General features: G+C 72.3%; 15 protein-coding genes. 7 read left to right on the top strand and 8 right to left on the bottom strand.

The window, feature by feature from the left end; all coding sequences use genetic code 11:
* Window positions 1-119: 119 nt before the first annotated feature.
* From paaN to Q8791_RS04565, 6 genes are all read left to right on the top strand, one after another.
* On the top strand, window positions 120-1,769 hold the full coding sequence (gene paaN, locus Q8791_RS04590) for a phenylacetic acid degradation protein PaaN (RefSeq protein ID WP_330090449.1): 1,650 nt from the start codon (window positions 120-122) through the stop codon (window positions 1,767-1,769).
* 280 nt (window positions 1,770-2,049) lie between these two features.
* Window positions 2,050-2,751 (top strand): carbonic anhydrase, encoded by a 702-nt coding sequence (locus Q8791_RS04585; protein WP_330090299.1) that lies wholly within the window; start codon window positions 2,050-2,052, stop codon window positions 2,749-2,751.
* 229 nt (window positions 2,752-2,980) lie between these two features.
* The gene (locus tag Q8791_RS04580) at window positions 2,981-3,685 is read left to right on the top strand and encodes a carbonic anhydrase (RefSeq protein WP_330090298.1); all 705 of its coding nucleotides are present in this window, start codon (window positions 2,981-2,983) and stop codon (window positions 3,683-3,685) included.
* 299 nt (window positions 3,686-3,984) lie between these two features.
* A complete protein-coding gene (locus Q8791_RS04575) occupies window positions 3,985-4,497 on the top strand; it encodes a hypothetical protein (protein ID WP_330090297.1) in 513 nt (170 codons plus the stop codon).
* A gap of 98 nt (window positions 4,498-4,595) precedes the next feature.
* The gene (locus tag Q8791_RS04570) at window positions 4,596-4,967 is read left to right on the top strand and encodes a hypothetical protein (protein ID WP_330090296.1); all 372 of its coding nucleotides are present in this window, start codon (window positions 4,596-4,598) and stop codon (window positions 4,965-4,967) included.
* Window positions 4,968-5,038: 71 nt separating this feature from the next.
* Window positions 5,039-5,284, top strand: coding sequence for a hypothetical protein (locus Q8791_RS04565; protein WP_330090295.1), 246 nt, complete (start codon window positions 5,039-5,041; stop codon window positions 5,282-5,284).
* 108 nt (window positions 5,285-5,392) lie between these two features.
* Here the strand turns inward: Q8791_RS04565 and Q8791_RS04560 are convergent, their stop codons facing one another.
* From Q8791_RS04560 to Q8791_RS04525, 8 genes are all read right to left on the bottom strand, one after another.
* Complete coding sequence (locus Q8791_RS04560) at window positions 5,393-6,397, bottom strand: sugar phosphate isomerase/epimerase family protein (protein ID WP_330090294.1); 1,005 nt, start codon at window positions 6,395-6,397, stop codon at window positions 5,393-5,395.
* Window positions 6,398-6,440: 43 nt separating this feature from the next.
* Window positions 6,441-7,160, bottom strand: coding sequence for a hypothetical protein (locus Q8791_RS04555; RefSeq protein ID WP_330090293.1), 720 nt, complete (start codon window positions 7,158-7,160; stop codon window positions 6,441-6,443).
* Between the two features lie 163 nt (window positions 7,161-7,323).
* The gene (locus tag Q8791_RS04550) at window positions 7,324-8,175 is read right to left on the bottom strand and encodes a sugar phosphate isomerase/epimerase family protein (RefSeq protein WP_330090292.1); all 852 of its coding nucleotides are present in this window, start codon (window positions 8,173-8,175) and stop codon (window positions 7,324-7,326) included.
* A complete protein-coding gene (locus Q8791_RS04545) occupies window positions 8,176-9,381 on the bottom strand; it encodes a substrate-binding domain-containing protein (RefSeq protein WP_330090291.1) in 1,206 nt (401 codons plus the stop codon).
* A gap of 2 nt (window positions 9,382-9,383) precedes the next feature.
* Complete coding sequence (locus Q8791_RS04540; RefSeq protein ID WP_330090290.1) at window positions 9,384-10,451, bottom strand: ABC transporter permease; 1,068 nt, start codon at window positions 10,449-10,451, stop codon at window positions 9,384-9,386.
* Window positions 10,448-11,524, bottom strand: coding sequence for an ABC transporter permease (locus tag Q8791_RS04535; RefSeq protein ID WP_330090289.1), 1,077 nt, complete (start codon window positions 11,522-11,524; stop codon window positions 10,448-10,450). Before Q8791_RS04535 ends, Q8791_RS04540 begins: the two co-directional genes overlap by 4 nt.
* Entirely contained in the window at window positions 11,521-13,203 is a 1,683-nt protein-coding gene (locus Q8791_RS04530) for a sugar ABC transporter ATP-binding protein (RefSeq protein WP_330090448.1), read from the bottom strand. The genes Q8791_RS04535 and Q8791_RS04530 overlap by 4 nt, the downstream gene beginning before the upstream one ends.
* Before the next feature lie 74 nt (window positions 13,204-13,277).
* Window positions 13,278-14,420: a Gfo/Idh/MocA family protein gene (locus Q8791_RS04525; protein ID WP_330090447.1), complete on the bottom strand. Its 1,143-nt coding sequence runs from the start codon at window positions 14,418-14,420 to the stop codon at window positions 13,278-13,280.
* 115 nt (window positions 14,421-14,535) lie between these two features.
* Between Q8791_RS04525 and Q8791_RS04520 the strand changes: the two genes are divergently transcribed.
* Entirely contained in the window at window positions 14,536-15,765 is a 1,230-nt protein-coding gene (locus Q8791_RS04520; protein WP_330090288.1) for an ROK family transcriptional regulator, read from the top strand.
* Window positions 15,766-15,782: the final 17 nt, after the last annotated feature.

Below are 15,782 nucleotides of genomic sequence, written 5' to 3'. Positions count from 1 at the left end.
GATTTGGTAACTTAACGAACGGTCGGTTAGTAACAGATGATAGGCGGACCGCCGACCGCACGCGAGGCGGCCCGCGACCGAGGAGAGGCGACGACGTGTCCACGGACCCCGCGACCCTGATGGAACGGCACCGCCCGACGCTCGACGCGGCGGTCGAGGCGGTACGCGTACGCGGCCACCACACCGCCTACCCCGAGTCCCCCAGCCGCTCCGTCTACGGGGAGGACGCCGCCCCTGTCGGGCAGGCGGCCTTCGAGGCACGCCTTGGCGCCGACTTCCCGCTCGACGGCCCCGGGGACCGGGGCCGGGTGGCCACCGAGCGCTCGCCCTACGGGCCCGTCCTCGGCGTCACCTACCCGCGCGCGGACGCCGACGCCCTCGTCGCCGCCTCCACCCGTGCCCTGGCGTCCTGGCGGCGCACGAGCCCGGACGACCGCGCCGCCGTGGCCGTGGAGATCCTCGACCGGCTCAACCGGCGCAGCTTCGAGATGGCGCACGCGGTCCAGCACACCACCGGCCAGTCCTTCGTGATGGCCTTCCAGGCGGGAGGCCCCCACGCGCAGGACCGCGGACTGGAGGCGGTGGCCTGCGCGTACGACATGATCGGCCGCTACGCGGGCGAGTCCCGGTGGGAGAAGCCCCAGCGCAGGGGCGGCGGTCTGGTGATGGCCAAGCGGTACACCGCGCGGGGCCGCGGTGTCGGTCTGGTCATCGGCTGCAACACCTTCCCCACCTGGAACTCCTACCCCGCCCTCTTCGCCAACCTGGTCACCGGCAACACCACGATCGTCAAGCCGCACCCGGGCGCGGTCCTCCCGCTGGCCCTCACCGTGGCCGTCGCGCGGGACGTGCTCACCGAGGCGGGACTCGACCCGGACGTCGTCCTGTTGGCCGCCGAGGACCCCGACGACCGCGTCGCCGCCGACCTGGCCCTGCGCCCCGAGGTGCGGATCGTCGACTTCACCGGATCGACCGCGTTCGGGGACTGGCTGGAGGCCAACGCCCGCCAGGCGTTCGTCAGCACCGAGAAGGCGGGCGTCAACACGGTCGTCGTCGACTCCACCGCCGCGTACCGGCCCATGCTGGCCAACCTGGCGCACTCCCTGTCGCTCTACAGCGGCCAGATGTGCACCAGCCCCCAGAACCTGTTCGTTCCCTCCGGAGGGATCGAGACCGACGAGGGGCGCAAGGGCCCCGACGAGTTCGCCGCCGACCTGGGCGCGGCCGTGGCCGACCTGGTCGGGGACCCCGCCCGTCTGGCGGGCGTGCTCGGCGCCGTGGTCGGCGACGGCGTCCTCGCCCGGGTGGACGCGGTCGCGGAGCTGGGTGAGACGGTCCTGGCGCCGACCGCTCCCGCGCACCCCGAGTTCCCCGACGCCGCCGTGCGCACGCCCGCCATCGTGCGGCTGACAGCCGACCGGCGCGACGTCTACGGGAGGGAGCACTTCGGCCCGATCTCGTTCGTCATCACCGCGCGGGACACCGACGAGTCCCTGCGCCTGCTGCGCGAGACCATCACCGAGAGCGGAGCCATCACCGCGTCCGTGTACTCCACCAGCGAGGACGTGCTGGCACGGGCCGAGGACGCCGCCCTGGACGCCGGGGTGAACCTCTCGGAGAACCTCACCCGGGGCGTGTTCGTCAACCAGTCCGCCGCCTTCAGCGACTACCACGGCACGGGCGCCAACCCGGCGGCCACGGCGTCCCTGACCGACCCGCGCTTCGTCGCCGGGCGGTTCGACCTCGTGCAGTCGCGCCGCCACGCCTGAGCCGGAGGGCCGCCTCCCGGCGCGCTCGTGCGCGCGGGAGCGTGCGCCTGTGCGCGCCCGCGTGCCCCCGTCGGCGTCGGGCCACGGCGAACGGGGCGGGGCGTCCGAGGACCCGGCGCCGCCGTCCCCGCGGGAGCGCCCCCGCCGCCGGAAAACACGTTTGGCCCAAGGATTGCCCCGACGGGATTGTCCAACGCTGTGACCAGGCGTAGCTTCGGCCTCATCGTCAGGGGTGCGGGCGTCGCACCGCCCGCGCCCACCCGACCCTGAGCGAGGCAGTATGGCGATCGTCCAGAACGCCGCCCCACGGAGGGCGACGATAACCCAGGGGCACGAGGCGGACCGCAGGCGGCAGCGGCTCGACCGGGGCAACGCCCGGTGGCGCAGTTTCGCCTCCGCCCATCCGCGCCAGGGCTCCGGCCGCAGACGCGAACTGCTCGAACATCAGGAGCCCCGGGTGTCCGTCCTGTCGTGCGCCGACTCCCGTGTGCCCCCCGAGCTGGTCTTCGACCAGGGGCTCGGCGACATGTTCACGACCCGGTCGGCGGGCCAGGTCCTGGACTCGTCGGTGCTCGGCACGCTCGTCTACGGGGTGGACGAGTTCGACACGGTGCTCCTGGTCGTGCTCGGCCACGACTCGTGCGGAGCGGTGAAGGCGGCCATCAGGGCCCACCGCACCGGGGTGCTGCCCCCGGGACACGTGGGCTACCTCGTGGGGCAGGTCCTGGACGTCGTGGAGACGGTGCCGGAGCAGGAGACCGAGAAGGCCTTCCTGGACGCCTGCGTGCGGGCCAACGCGCGTTCCGTCGCCGAGCAGATCCGGGAGGAGCCGGGGCTGCGCGAGGCGGTGGAGGCCGGAACCATGAAGGTCGAGCCCGCCCGCTACGACCTCAGGCGCTCCCGGGTGGAGTGGCTGGACGACGCGTCCAGGAGCGGTCGGGGCGGTGAGGGGGTTCCGGCCCCGAGAGCCCGGGGCCGGTGAATCCACAGGTGAGGAACATGGAGCAGGTGGAGGGAGTGGCCGTCCGGAGAATTCCGGGCGGAATTCTTCATGTTCAGGAAGGGAGATATGCGTTTTCCGCGCACTGGGTGATCTTGTGTGGCGCTAGGGATGCGTTAAGACCCTTGGAGGTATTCGCGGCACAAGAGTAATTTGGTCCTCGTTTAGCGGCAATAGTCCTTTCTGTCGCTAGTCGAGAAGGGAAACCCCCATGGCCATCACCCGTCGCGGCGCCCTGCGCGCATCCCTCCTCGGCGGAGTCGGAGCCGCGGTCGCCACCGCAGCTCCCGCCTCCGCCTGGGCGGTCCCCATGCCCTCGCCCTCGCCCCGCCCCCGGGACGCGGCCTCCGCCCTGCGCCTCCTCAAGGAGGGCAATCGCCGCTGGCGGCGCATCGCCTCCCGCCACCCCAACGAGGGGGCCGCCCGCAGAGCCGAGATGGCGCTCGGGCAGGACCCGTTCGCCGTCGTCCTCGGCTGTGCCGACTCACGCGTCTCGCCCGAGCTGGTCTTCGACCGGGGACTCGGCGACCTCTTCACCATCCGGTCCGCCGGCCAGGTGCTGGACTCGTCGGTCCTCGGCAGCGTCAGCTACGCCGCCGAACACCTGGAGGTCCCGCTCGTCGTCGTCCTCGGGCACGCCTCGTGCGGCGCGGTCACGGCGGCCGTGGACGCGCACCGCACCGGGGAGGTCCCGCACGGCCACATCGGCTACCTGGTGGAGCAGATCCTGCCGGTCGTCGAGGCCACGCCGGACGACGGGGACGACTTCGTGGACGACTGCATCCGCGCCAACGCCGAGTACATCACCGATCAGCTCCGCGAGGACGACGACCTCCGCGACCTGGTCGACGCCGGCCGGCTGGACATCGTCCCCGCCCGCTACGACCTGGAGACCTCCGAGGTCGCCTGGCTCTGACGCCGCGGCTGCCCGGTCCGGGGCGTAGGGCCTGAAAGACCCACAGGACAGAAAAAGTGATCGACCGGATTCTTCCGGTCGATCACTGCTGTTTCCTGGACTCCTGTGCACATTCCTCCTCAATGGATTTTGGGAGGAAAATGCTGATTCGGGCCTTCTATCAGGCAAAACAAAACAGGTCATTCAAAAACCTGCGGATTCGCAAGAAGAGGATTATTCTCGTGATGTCCGCAAAGGACTGTTCGCCTGATTCACAGCGGGCCGGTCGGCAGTCGGCCCCTTTCGCGCAAAGGACCGCCGTGCGTGCCTTCGACCAGGAGATGCGGGAGATGCTCCAGACCCCAGGGGTGCGCAGTGTCGGCCTCGTCGCCTGGCGGGACGGCCGCACACTGGCACGCGTCGGCGCCGAGGACCGGTCGGCCGACGCGGAGGCGATCCTGAGGGCCGTCCACAGCGGTCCGCTGTGGGCCGTCGGCGACCTGGAGGACGTGGTCGTCACCGAGAGCGACCACCACCTGCTGCTCGCCGTCCTCGACAACCCCGACCTGTGCCTCCAGGTGTGGATGGTGCGGGAGGAGGGCAACCTCGGCTACGCCCTGCGCAGGCTCCGCCGACTCGCCCGCACGATCCGGGCCCCGTCGCCCCCGCCGCCCCCGCGCGACGGGGACCTGCCTCCCCGGCACGACGGGGACCGGTCCCGCCCCGCCGGCCGGGCGGTCGCATCCGTGGACCGCCGCGTCCTGGAACGGGTCCTCACGGCGTTGCGCACCCTGTCCGTCGACCGTTCCCGGACCGGAGCGGTGGTCGCGTGACCCCAGGCGCCTCCCCCCGGCGGGGCGTTCCGGGGATTCGCCGCTGGATCGCCGACCGAAAGCCACCGCGCCGTCCCACCCCAAGAAGAGAGAAGGACATGCCGAACATCGAATCCGGGCTCAAGGAAATGATGGAGATCGACGGCGCGATCGGTGCCGCCGTCGTCGACTACAGCAGCGGAATGGCGCTGGGCACGCTCTCGGCGACGAACTCCCTCGACCTCACGGTCGCCGCGGCGGGGAACACCGAGGTGGTCCGCGCGAAGATGCGCACCATGGACCAGTTGGGCATCAACGACGCGATCGAGGACATCCTCATCACCCTGTCCGGGCAGTACCACGTCATCCGGCCCCTGGGCAGCCGCAAGGCGCAGGGGCTCTTCCTGTACCTGGCGCTCGACCGCGCCCGGGGCAACCTCGCCCTGGCGAGGCACCGGCTCAAGGGAATCGAGGAGACCCTGGAGGTGTGAACACTCCCGGTGGCGGAGGCGATGGGGGAGAATGCCGGTGTCAAACCCCCCGACGCCGCAGGGAGCCCGGTATGTTCCGGATCGTGATCAGCCGCCTCACCGACGACGGACTGCACGTCACCCCCGAACGGCACGGAACCGCCATGTCCGTCGACGAGGCGGTCCTGGCCGTGAGGCGGCACCTGCCCACCGCGGACACCGGAGCCCTCCGCAGCGACGCAGTGCAGACCTCCGTCAACCGCGTCAACGACTTCCGGCGCGACGTCCGCACCGGGGAGGGCGACCACTTCCGGGTGGTCATCGCACCCATGATGTGACCCCGGCGCCCCGCCGGCCCCGGACAGGGGTCCGGCCCCGTCCCCGCCCGGGTGGATTCCGGGGAGGGACGGGGCCGGGTCGTCCCGGAGCCGGTCGACGGCCGCCGGTCAGTCCGACCCGAAAGCCGAGTCGAAGGACGACTCCGGTGGGTCGTAGGCGTTGGAACGGACGAAGTCGACCGCCTCCGCCGCCCCGATCATGCGGTCCATGCCCGCGTCCTCCCACTCCACCGAGATCGGCCCCTCGTAGCCGATCGCGTTGAGCGTGCGGAAGCAGTCCTCCCAGGGGACGTCCCCGTGCCCGGTCGACACGAAGTCCCAGCCCCGGCGCGGGTCGCCCCACGGCAGGTGGGAGCCGAGGCGGCCGTTGCGGCCGTTGCCCGTCCGCCTGCGGGTGTCCTTGCAGTCCACGTGGTAGATCCGGTCCCGGAAGTCCCAGAGGAACCCGGCCGGGTCGATGTCCTGCCACACCATGTGGCTGGGGTCCCAGTTCAGGCCGAACGCCGGCCGGTGGCCGACGGCCTCCAGGGCCTTCTGGGTGGACCAGTAGTCGTAGGCGATCTCCGAGGGGTGCACCTCGTGCGCGAACCGCACCCCCACCTCGTCGAACACGTCCAGGACGGGGTTCCACCGGTCGGCGAAGTCCCGGTACCCGGCCTCGATGACGTCCTCGCCCACCGGCGGGAACATCGCCACGTACTTCCAGATCGCCGACCCCGTGAAGCCCACGACCGTGGACACGCCCAGCCTCGCGGCCGCGCGGGCGGTCGTCTTCATCTCCTCGGCCGCCCTCTGCCGCACACCCTCCGGGTCCCCGTCGCCCCACACGCGGGAGGGCAGGATGTCCCGGTGCCGCTGGTCGATGGGGTCGTCGCAGACGGCCTGTCCGAGCAGGTGGTTGGAGATCGCCCACAGGCCCAGGCCGTGTCGCTTGAGGATGTCCAGCCGGTCGCGTACGTAGTCGTCGTCCGCGGCGGCCCGCGTGACGTCGAGGTGGTCGCCCCAGCAGGCGACCTCCAGGCCGTCGTAGCCCCACGCGGAGGCCAGGGAGCACACCTCCTCGAAGGGCAGGTCGGCCCACTGGCCGGTGAAAAGGGTGACTGGTCGCGGCATGTTCGGTGTCTCCGTGGTCGGGGGGATGTCGGTGCGTCGGGGGTCAGTGGCCGTCGTCGTGCCCCTCCCCGGGGGCGGGTGCTCCGCCTCCGTCCCCGGAGCCGTCGGGCTGGAGGGCGCCGGAGTCGGGTGCGGCCGGCAGGTACAGGTGGACGTGCTCGCCGCCGGATCCGAGGCTGAGCAGGTCGAGCTGGGTGGCGGCGGCCGACCAGGAGACGACCGCCTCGGTGCGCAGGTCCATGGCGATGTGCAGGAGGTCCATGCGCAACTCCTCGTCCTCGGTCTGCGCCGCCCGGGCGTAGGTCTCCACCGACATGGACAGCAGGCGGACGGACGAGGTCAACCCGGTGTGGGCGACGCTGTGGGAGGAATCGCCGGCCGGGGGGTCCTCGAAGTGCGCGGAGGCCTCCTGGACGCCGGTCCGCCAGGTGTTGACCGTGGCGGCGTCGGTCGTGTCCAGCGGCGGGTGCGACCCGTCGGTGGGCAGGAACTCCTCCATGTCCTCCACGATCGGTGAGAGGCCCTCGTGGGCCATACGGGTGTGCCCGACGAGTTCGCCGACCAGGTCGGCTTCGGCCTCCCCTTCCGCGGCGCCGGAGGAGGACTCCGCGCCGTCACGGCCGAAGAAGACCACGGAGGCGACGACGAGGGCGCCGACCAGGAGGAGGGAGCAGGCGGTCAGCCACCACGTGGTGGCCGTGGCGGGGGTCGCCGCGTCCTGCGTCTCGGCGATCGGGTCGGAGGGGGATGGGTGTGTGGACATCGTGACGTCTCCTCGAAACGAGTGGAGCCGCCCAACTTCAGATGGCGCTTTCCGGTGAGCGCGGCACCGAGCGGGGGTGGTGGGGGTCGGCCCGGCCCGGACGCCGCGGACCGTGGTGCGGACACGGTCGCGAACAGGTCGCGTGAAGGCACGGCGTCTCCTCTCAGGAGGTCAGTGAACGCAGGTGGGCCAGGCCGTCGACGGCGATCGCGTCCTGCGACGCCGCCAGCGGTCGCCAGACGGAGGCCGCCGTGGCGATGCTGGCATTGTCCGCCGTGAACGATTCGATGACCAGAGGCCCCCGGTATCCCGCCGCGTCCAGCGAGGTGAGGATTCCGTGCCAGTCCAGGTGGTCGGCTCCCGGCGCGCCCCGGTCGTTCGCGCACACCTGTACGTGCTTGATCCGCCCGGCGGCCCGTCCTATCGCCGCCGGGACGTCCTGCTCCTCGATGTTCATGTGGTACACGTCGAGGGCCAGTCCGCAGTGCTCGGCGGGCAGGTCCGCGAGCATCGCCATCCCCTGGTCCACGGTGTTGATCAGGCTCGTCTCGTACCGGTTGAGCGGTTCCACCGCCACGCAGACCCCCGTGGCCGAGGCGTGCTCGACCACGGGGGCGAGGCCCTCGACCAGTTCCGCACCAGCCCTCAGACGTTCGTCCGGGGACAGCCTCCATGTGCGGCCGACCGAGGCGTAGGCCGGGCCGGCGACGACGGAGGAGCCGACCGTCGAAGCCGTGTCCACGACCCGCTTGAGGTAGTCCTGCGTGGCCGAGCGGGTGGCGGGGTCGGTCGCGACGAGCTCCCGCCCCCGCCCCATGACCAGCACGACGGTGGCCCGGAGCCCCAACCCGTCCAGCAGGGCGCGTGCGCGCCGGGGGTCCCAGTCGCCGACGTCCTCGACCGGAAGCTCGATCACGTCGAACCCCCACCCCGCCACACGGGGGGCGATCCGCTCCAGTCCGGCGTCGGTCAGCGGCGACGTCCACACCCAGGTGTTGACCCCCAGCGCGCGCATCTACCGGTCCGTCCAGGCCTCGGGGAAGCCGGGCAGGTCCTCGCCGCCGAACTTCGCGTAGTGCAGCGAAGGCATGTCGGCGTTGCGCTCCAGGTACTCGGGCAGGTCGTCCTGGGTGACGGGCGCCTGCGGGAGGATCCACTCGGAGGGGACCTCCTCGCCGGCGAGGATCATGCTCGCGGCGAGGACCGGCGTACGCCACTGGAAGTTGGAGTAGACCGGCGCGATCGCGGTGAGGCCCTCCTCGTCCCACTTGCGCATGAAGCTCAGCTCGTCCTCGCCGGCGATCACCGGGTACGGCCGGCCCGCGTCCTCGAAGGCCTCCAGGCCGGCGACGGCTCCGTCACCCGCGTCCATCCAGATGCCGTCGATCTCGCCGCGCTGGAGGTGCTGGGAGACCAGGTCCTTGATCCTGGCCCCGTCGCCCTCGGTGAACTCGTCGGCGACCACGTTCAGCTCGCTGCCGCCGAAGATCTCCTGGGCGGCGGCCCAGCGGTGCTCCAGCACGTCGACGCCGGGCAGGATCCGCAGCGCCAGGACGTTCGACCCGGGCTCCAGGTTGTCGACCAGGAACTCGGCGGCGTCCGCGCCGTAGGCGTAGCCGCCGATCGGGTGGATGAACGTGACCATGCAGTCCGAGTTCACACCGCGGTCGAAGACCACGACCGGGACGCCGCTCTCGCACGCGGTCTCCACCGCCGGGGTCAGGGTGGCGGTGGTGGACGGCGAGATGATGATGGCGTCGCAGTCCCCGGAGTCCACGAACGCCTGGATGTCGGAGATCTGCTGGTTGTCGTCGTCCGCGGCGTCGGACACCCGGAAGTCGCCGATGGCGCCCTCCTCCTGGAGCGCCTCCACCTGCTGTTCCATGGTGATGAAGCCGGTCACCCGCCACGGGTTGGACACCGAGGCGTTGGAGAAGCACAGGGTGGCGTCCTCGGGCGAGTCGTGGGCGAACTCGGAGGTGTCGATCCACTCGGGCTCGATCGCCTGCATCCAGGGCTCGTCCGCGGACCCCTCCGGGGCGATCTCGCGCTGGGCGAGCTGGGTGTCGTACTCGGCCTGGTCGAACCACTCCTCGTTGGGGGTGAGCTCGGCACCGCCCTCCTCGCCGGCGGCGCCGTCCTCCGGGGTGTCGGTCGTACACGCCGTGAGCATCAGTGTCAGGCCGGCGGCGCCGGCGAGCAGCACGCGGGGGACGCGCATGGTTACCTCCTGGAAGAGCCGAGCGGCTGCTCGGTCGGATGGTCCGGTCGCCGTCGCAGGCGCTCCGGCAGTCGAAGTTCGCCCCGGCGGGCCGCATAGGCCACGGCGGCGATGATGATGACTCCCTGCACCGTCGGCTGGATGGTCGACGGCAGGTAGAGCTGGTTGAACAGGGTGAACAGCGCCTCGACGGTGAGGGCGCCCAGGACTGCGGCGACCACCGTGCCGCGGCCTCCGCCGAGGACCACCCCGCCCAGCACGACGGCGGTGATGGCGGTGAACTCCAGGCCCTGGCCGACCTGGGCGGTGACGCCGGCGTAACCGCCGATGAGGACCGCGGCGACGGTCGCCAGGAGGGAGGAGCCGACGAAGGCCAGAGTGCGCACCCGCCACACCCGCACCCCGGAGAACGCCGCGGCGACGTCGTTGTCGCCGGTCGCGATGAGGGACCGGCCGTAGGGCGAACGCATGAGGAACACCCCGGCGACGGCGAGGACGGCGGCGATCACCAGCGCCCACGGGAGCTGCCCGAGGAAGGGCAGGTCCTCGACGCCGCCCCGCCCCGGCACCCGGAAGGCCTCCGACAGGGCGCCGGTGGGCGCGCCGCCGGTCCAGTACCGGACGGCTCCGAACAGGATGAGCATCGTGCCCAGGGTGGTGATGATCGACGGCACCCTGAGCAGGGTCGTGACGAGGCCGTTGACCAGGCCGACCAGAAGGCCGAAGGCCAGCATGACGCCGATCACCGGGAGGGTCATGGACTCCTCCCCGTCGATGAGCCGGGCGGCGATCACCACCTGGGCGCCGACCAGGGAGCCGACTGACAGGTCGAACTCGCCGGAGACGATCACGAGGTACTGCCCGATCGCCAGGATCACCAGCGGGGAGGCCTTCTTGGCGAACGCCATCAGCGGCGGCCCCTCGAAGAACGACGGGTTCTGGGTGGCGATGACCACGAAGATCAGCACCAGCAGCAGGGCGACGGTCGCGGTCCCTCCCCGGCCCAGCGCGGCGAGCGCGCCCGGGCCGCGGCGGCGGACGTCGGGGGGAGTGGTCGTGGGCGGGGTCATCGGCGGCCTCCCAGGGGTTCCGGCTCGGGTTGGGGCCTGGGATCGGGGACGGGCGGCGGCGGTGCGCCGCCGGAGGGGAAGCGGACCCGGACGGCGGCACGCGAGTGCTGGCCCCGGGCGTAGACGGCGACGGCGGCGATGACGATCACGCCGCGCATCACGTCCTTGACGAACGGGTCGACGGCGAGCACGTTGAACACCGTGTCGAGCGTCGCGAGGATGAAGACCCCCGCGATCGTCCCGGCCACGCCGCCGCGCCCCCCGAGCAGGTAGGTGCCGCCCAGGACGACGGCGGCGATGGCCTCCAGCTCGTAGCCGTTGCCGTAGACCGTGGCGCTGCCGGTGCCGAACCTGGCCGCCAGCAGCAGGCCCGCCACACCGGCCATGACGGAGCACAGCACGTGCGCCGTGACGGTGGGCACCCCGGCGCGGACCCCGGAGAGCCGCGCGACCTCGGCATCGCCGCCGACCGCGTACATGTGGTAGCCCGTGCGGGTGCGGTGCAGGAACACCACGGCGGCCGCGGCGAGGACCAGCATCACGAGGGTGGACACCGGCAGGACGCCGATCCGCGTGTAGCCGAAGGTCTGGAAGGCGGCGGGGATCGCCCCCGCCGGGCCCTGGAAGTTGGTGTCCAGGTAGCCCTTGATGATCAGCCCCATCCCCAGCGTGGTGATGAAGGGGTTGACCCGCAGCCGGGTGACCACGAGGCCGTTGGCCAGGCCGATCAGCGCGGCCAGGCCCAGCGCCGCGCCGACGCCGAGCAGGATCCGGGACGGGTCGCCCGCCATGGTGGTCGCCGCGACCACCGTGGACAGGGCCGCGACGTAGCCCACCGACAGGTCGAGGGAGCGGCACAGGATGACGAGGGTCTGGCCGATCGCCAGGAACCCGAGCAGGCTGCTGCGGGTGAACAGGTCGACCGTGTTGGCGGTCGTGAACAGGTTGCCGCCGCGCGTGGCGACGTACACGGCGCTGGCCGCGAGCAGCACCACCAGGGCCAGGTAGACCAGGCCGGTGGTACCGAGCCGGGACCACAGGCCCCGGGAGGTGGAGGTGATGACGCGTGTCACGGGGCGGCCTCCTCGTGCCGTGCGGGGGAGCCGCTGCCGTCGTCGTGGCCCGGCCCCGGTACGGGACCGGGGGCGGAGCCGCTGTCGGGGGCGGGCGCGGATCCCCGCCCGGCCGCCGCGGCCCCCTGGTCGGCGCCGCTGTCGGCACCGCTGCCGGGGCGGACGGCCGCGATGCGCGGGTCCTCCGTCGGGGGCGCCATGCCCGGGCCCTCGTACGGGGCGCCGGTGGCCATCGCCATCACGGCCTCCTCGCTGGACCCGCCGGGCAGTTCGCCCGCGATCCGGCCGTCCTCCAGGACGACCAGCCGGTCGGCCATGCCGATCAGCTCGGGCAGTTCGGAGGAGATCAGCACGATCGCCGCCCCTGCCGCCGCGAGCTCGCGCATCAGCCGGTAGACGGCCTGTTTGGCCCCCACGTCGATGCCGCGGGTGGGCTCGTCGAGGACGATCACGCCGGGTTCGGTGGCCAGCCACTTGGCCAGGACGACCTTCTGCTGGTTGCCGCCCGACAGGTACTGGACCTCCTGGTCGTGCCCGCCGCGCGTCACCAGCTCCAGGGAGGAGAGGATGCCGGGCAGCCGCCGGACCCTGCGGCCCGAGCCGAACGGCAGGACCGCGTCCAGGACGAGGCGGCCGTTGGCGGTGATGGACTGGTTGAGCGCCAGCCCCTGCGCCTTGCGGTCCTCCGTCACCAGGACGAGCCCGGCACGCACCGCCCGGCGCGGCGAACGGGGATCGACCCGCTCGCCGTCCACCACGACCTCGCCCCGGGTGAAGCGCGCGATGCCGAACAGGGCGTGGGCGACCTCGGTGCGCCCGCTGCCCTGAAGGCCCCCGAGCCCCAGGATCTCGCCGCCGCGCACCTCGAACCCGATTCCGTCCAGCTGGGTGTTGCCCCCGTCCCGGACCGACAGCCGGACCTCGCCGACGCGGTCGCCGTGCGGCTCCAGCCGGTCCGGGAAGACCGACGAGACGGGGCGGCCGACCATCTTGCGCACCAGCTGCGCGGGCCCGATGTCGTCCGCCGGAACCGTCTCCACCAGGTGCCCGTCCTTGAGGACGGTGATGGAGGCGGCCAGGTCGAAGATCTCCTTCATGCGGTGCGACACGTAGAGCACCGCCACCCCGCGCTCGCGCAGCCGGCCGATGATCCGGTACAGGACCTCCACCTCGTGGTCGGCCAGCGCCGCGGTCGGCTCGTCCATGGAGATGATGCGCGCGTCGTGCGACAGCGCCTTGACGATCTCCACCACCTGCTGCCCCGCCACCGACAGGGACCGGACCTTCGCCCACGGGGCGATGCCCTCCAGGTCGAGCTCGGCGAGGAGTTCGGCGGTGGCCCGCTCCATGGCCCGGCCGTCCACGAGGCCCCGGCGGCGCGGCTCGCGGCCCAGGAACACGTTCTCGGCGACGGTGCGCTCGGGGAGGAGGTTGAACTCCTGGAAGACCGTGGCCACCCCGGCGCGCTGCGCCTGGACCGGGTGCTCGAAGGAGACCCGCTCCTCGGCCAGGTCGATGGTGCCCGCGTCCGCGCGGTGCACCCCGGCCAGCACCTTCATCAGGGTGGACTTGCCCGCGCCGTTCTCCCCGACGAGGGCGTGCACCTGCCCCGGGTACAGCTCCAGGTCGATGCCGTGCAGCACGCGCACACCGAGGAACGACTTGGCGATCCCCCGCATCCGCAGCAGGGGCTCCCCGGCCTCGGGGGTCGGAGGGCCGGCGGGGGGCGCGGAACCGGACGGGGGTGCGGCGGTCATACCGCGTCCACCTCCGGGACGTCGACCCAGCGGCGCTCCCGTGCCGAGGCCATGACCGCCTCGGCGATGACGGCGGCGCGCAGGCCGTCGGCGAACACGGGCAGGCCCTCCGGCGCCCGGCCCGCGATGGCGGCGCCGGTGTCGGAGACGAGTGCGTTGAAGCAGTCCTGGTAGCCCTGGGGGTGGCCGACCGGGACGGTGACCAGGCGGGCGGCGTCGGCGCTCAGCGCCGGGTCGTCGCGGGTGATGGTCCCGGTGCGGCCGCGGCTGCCCGCCCAGAGGGTCTCCGGGCGCTCCTGGTCGAACACCAGGGAGCCCTCGGTGCCGGAGACCTCCAGCACCAGCTGGTTCTTGCGGCCCGGGGAGACCTGGCTGATCACCGCGCTGCCGATGGTGCCGCCGACCGTGGAGAACTGGAAGGAGACCAGGTCCTCGGTGGAGACGGGGCGGCCGTCCCGGGTGTCGTTGACGCGAGACGTCTGCGCGCACACGGTCGCGATGCGGTCGCCGGTGACGAACTCCAGCATGTCGCACCAGTGGGAGCCGATGTCGCCGAACGCCCTGGTGGGACCGCCGAGCTCGGGATCGACCCGCCAGTTGTCCTCCTCCGGGTAGAGGAGCCAGTCCTGGAGGTAGCCGCCGTGGGCGAGGCTGACGCGGCCGATCGACCCGGAGGCGACCAGGGCGCGGGCCTCGCGGGCCATGGGGTGGAAGCGGTACGTGAAGGGGACCACGGCGACCCGGTCGGCCTCCCGCGCGGCGAGCACGAGGCTCCGCGCGGTGGCGGAGTCGGTGGCCAGGGGCTTCTCGCAGACGACGTGCTTCCCCGCGGCGAGGGCGGCCAGGCTCAGCCGGGCGTGGAGGTGGTTGGGGGTGCAGACGTGGACGACGTCCACGTCCTCGCGGTGGATGAGTTCGAGGGCGTCCGCGTGGGCGCGGGCGATGCCGTTGGCGAGCCTGAACCGCTCCGCCTTGGCCGGCGAGGAGCCCGCGACCCCGACGACCTCGCCGCCGGCGGTACGGACGGCGTGGGAGTGCACCCGGCCCATGAAGCCGGTGCCGATCACCGCGGCGCGGTAGGCGTTGGGCGTGGTCAGACCGGGTTCGGCTACTTCACCCAGGCTTGTGACCTTTCTCACTGACATGCCGCGAACAGTACGCCGGACTTATGTCGATCGTCAAGCAGAAGTTGACTGACCGACTCACATTAGGCTGCTTAGAAGGAGGTGCGGGGTCCTGTGATTCACTGTTCGCATGACGGAAGACGCGCTCACTGACTCGGGGGGCCAAGGCGTGACGGAACTGCGCGCCGCTGCCGCCCCGACCTCCGCACCCGGTGCGGGAACCCTGCTCCGACTCCTGCGGGACGGCCGGCCGCGCACCCGCTCGGAACTGGCGTCAGTGACCGGCCTGGCCCGCTCGACCGTCACCCAGCGCGTGGACGCCCTGCTCTCCAGCGGGCTCATCGGACCCGCGGGCGAGGCCGTGTCCACGGGCGGGCGGCCCCCGACGACCTTCTCGTTCCGCCCCGGGGCCCGCGTGGTGCTCGCGGCCGACCTCGGCGCCACCCACGCCCGCCTGGCCCTGACCGACATGTCCGGGACCGTCCTCGCCGAGGAGCGCGCCGACCTTGACATAGCGCTGGGCCCCGAGGCCGTCCTGGACTGGGTCGTGGACAACGGCAAGGACCTGATCGAGGGGGCGGGCCGCGGGGTCGGCGAACTCCTGGGCCTGGGGATCGGCCTCCCCGGCCCCGTCCAACACTCCACCGGCCGCGCCGTCAACCCGCCGATCATGCCCGGCTGGGACAACTTCGACGTGCCCGGCTACGTGCACAGCCGCCTCGACGTCCCGGTCCTGGTGGACAACGACGTCAACATCATGGCGATCGGCGAGCACCACACCGCCTGGCCCGACGCCAGCCACCTGATGTTCGTCAAGGTCGCCACAGGCATCGGCTGCGGCATCGTCAGCGAGGGCAGCGTCTACCGGGGCGCACAGGGCGCCGCAGGGGACATGGGGCACATCCACGTGCCCAGCGGCGGCGACAAGCCCTGCCGCTGCGGCAACACCGGCTGCCTGGAGGCCGTGGCCAGCGGCGCGGCCCTGGCCGCGGCCCTCACCGCGGCGGGCGTCCCCGCGTCGGGGGCCCGCGACGTGGTGGAACTGTCCCGCGGCGGGTCGGTCCCCGCCCTGCAGGCCCTGCGCCAAGCCGGCCGCGACATAGGGGAGGTCCTCGCCGCCTCCGTCAACATGTTCAACCCGTCGGTCATCGTGATCGGCGGCGCGCTCGCCCTCGCGGGCGACCACCTGCTCGCCGGGGTCCGCGAGGTCATCTACCAGCGTTCGCTGCCCCTGGCGACGGAGCACCTGAGCATTGCCTCCTCGCGCGCAGGGGAGAGCGCAGGCGTGGTCGGCGCCGCCGTCATGGTGATCGAGCACTGCCTGAGCCCCCAGCAGGCCGACACCCTCGTCAACGGCTGACCGGGGGCGGGGGAGGG

This window comes from Nocardiopsis codii, from assembly GCF_036327455.1.
Lineage (GTDB): Bacteria > Actinomycetota > Actinomycetes > Streptosporangiales > Streptosporangiaceae > Nocardiopsis > Nocardiopsis codii.
The sequence above is the reverse complement of the archived record's forward strand: the minus strand, read 5'-3'. Positions and strand labels throughout refer to the sequence as shown.

Excerpts from the sequence above, each read along its gene's own strand:
- paaN (WP_330090449.1), top strand. The coding sequence starts at position 120 with ATGGAACGGCACCGCCCGACGCTCGACGCGGCGGTCGAGGCGGTACGC.
- Q8791_RS04585 (WP_330090299.1), top strand. The coding sequence starts at position 2,050 with ATGGCGATCGTCCAGAACGCCGCCCCACGGAGGGCGACGATAACCCAG.
- Q8791_RS04580 (WP_330090298.1), top strand. The coding sequence starts at position 2,981 with ATGGCCATCACCCGTCGCGGCGCCCTGCGCGCATCCCTCCTCGGCGGA.
- Q8791_RS04570 (WP_330090296.1), top strand. The coding sequence starts at position 4,596 with ATGCCGAACATCGAATCCGGGCTCAAGGAAATGATGGAGATCGACGGC.
- Q8791_RS04565 (WP_330090295.1), top strand. The coding sequence starts at position 5,039 with ATGTTCCGGATCGTGATCAGCCGCCTCACCGACGACGGACTGCACGTC.
- Q8791_RS04560 (WP_330090294.1), bottom strand. The coding sequence starts at position 6,397 with ATGCCGCGACCAGTCACCCTTTTCACCGGCCAGTGGGCCGACCTGCCC.
- Q8791_RS04555 (WP_330090293.1), bottom strand. The coding sequence starts at position 7,160 with ATGTCCACACACCCATCCCCCTCCGACCCGATCGCCGAGACGCAGGAC.
- Q8791_RS04550 (WP_330090292.1), bottom strand. The coding sequence starts at position 8,175 with ATGCGCGCGCTGGGGGTCAACACCTGGGTGTGGACGTCGCCGCTGACC.
- Q8791_RS04545 (WP_330090291.1), bottom strand. The coding sequence starts at position 9,381 with ATGCGCGTCCCCCGCGTGCTGCTCGCCGGCGCCGCCGGCCTGACACTG.
- Q8791_RS04540 (WP_330090290.1), bottom strand. The coding sequence starts at position 10,451 with ATGACCCCGCCCACGACCACTCCCCCCGACGTCCGCCGCCGCGGCCCG.
- Q8791_RS04530 (WP_330090448.1), bottom strand. The coding sequence starts at position 13,203 with ATGCGGGGGATCGCCAAGTCGTTCCTCGGTGTGCGCGTGCTGCACGGC.
- Q8791_RS04520 (WP_330090288.1), top strand. The coding sequence starts at position 14,536 with ATGACGGAAGACGCGCTCACTGACTCGGGGGGCCAAGGCGTGACGGAA.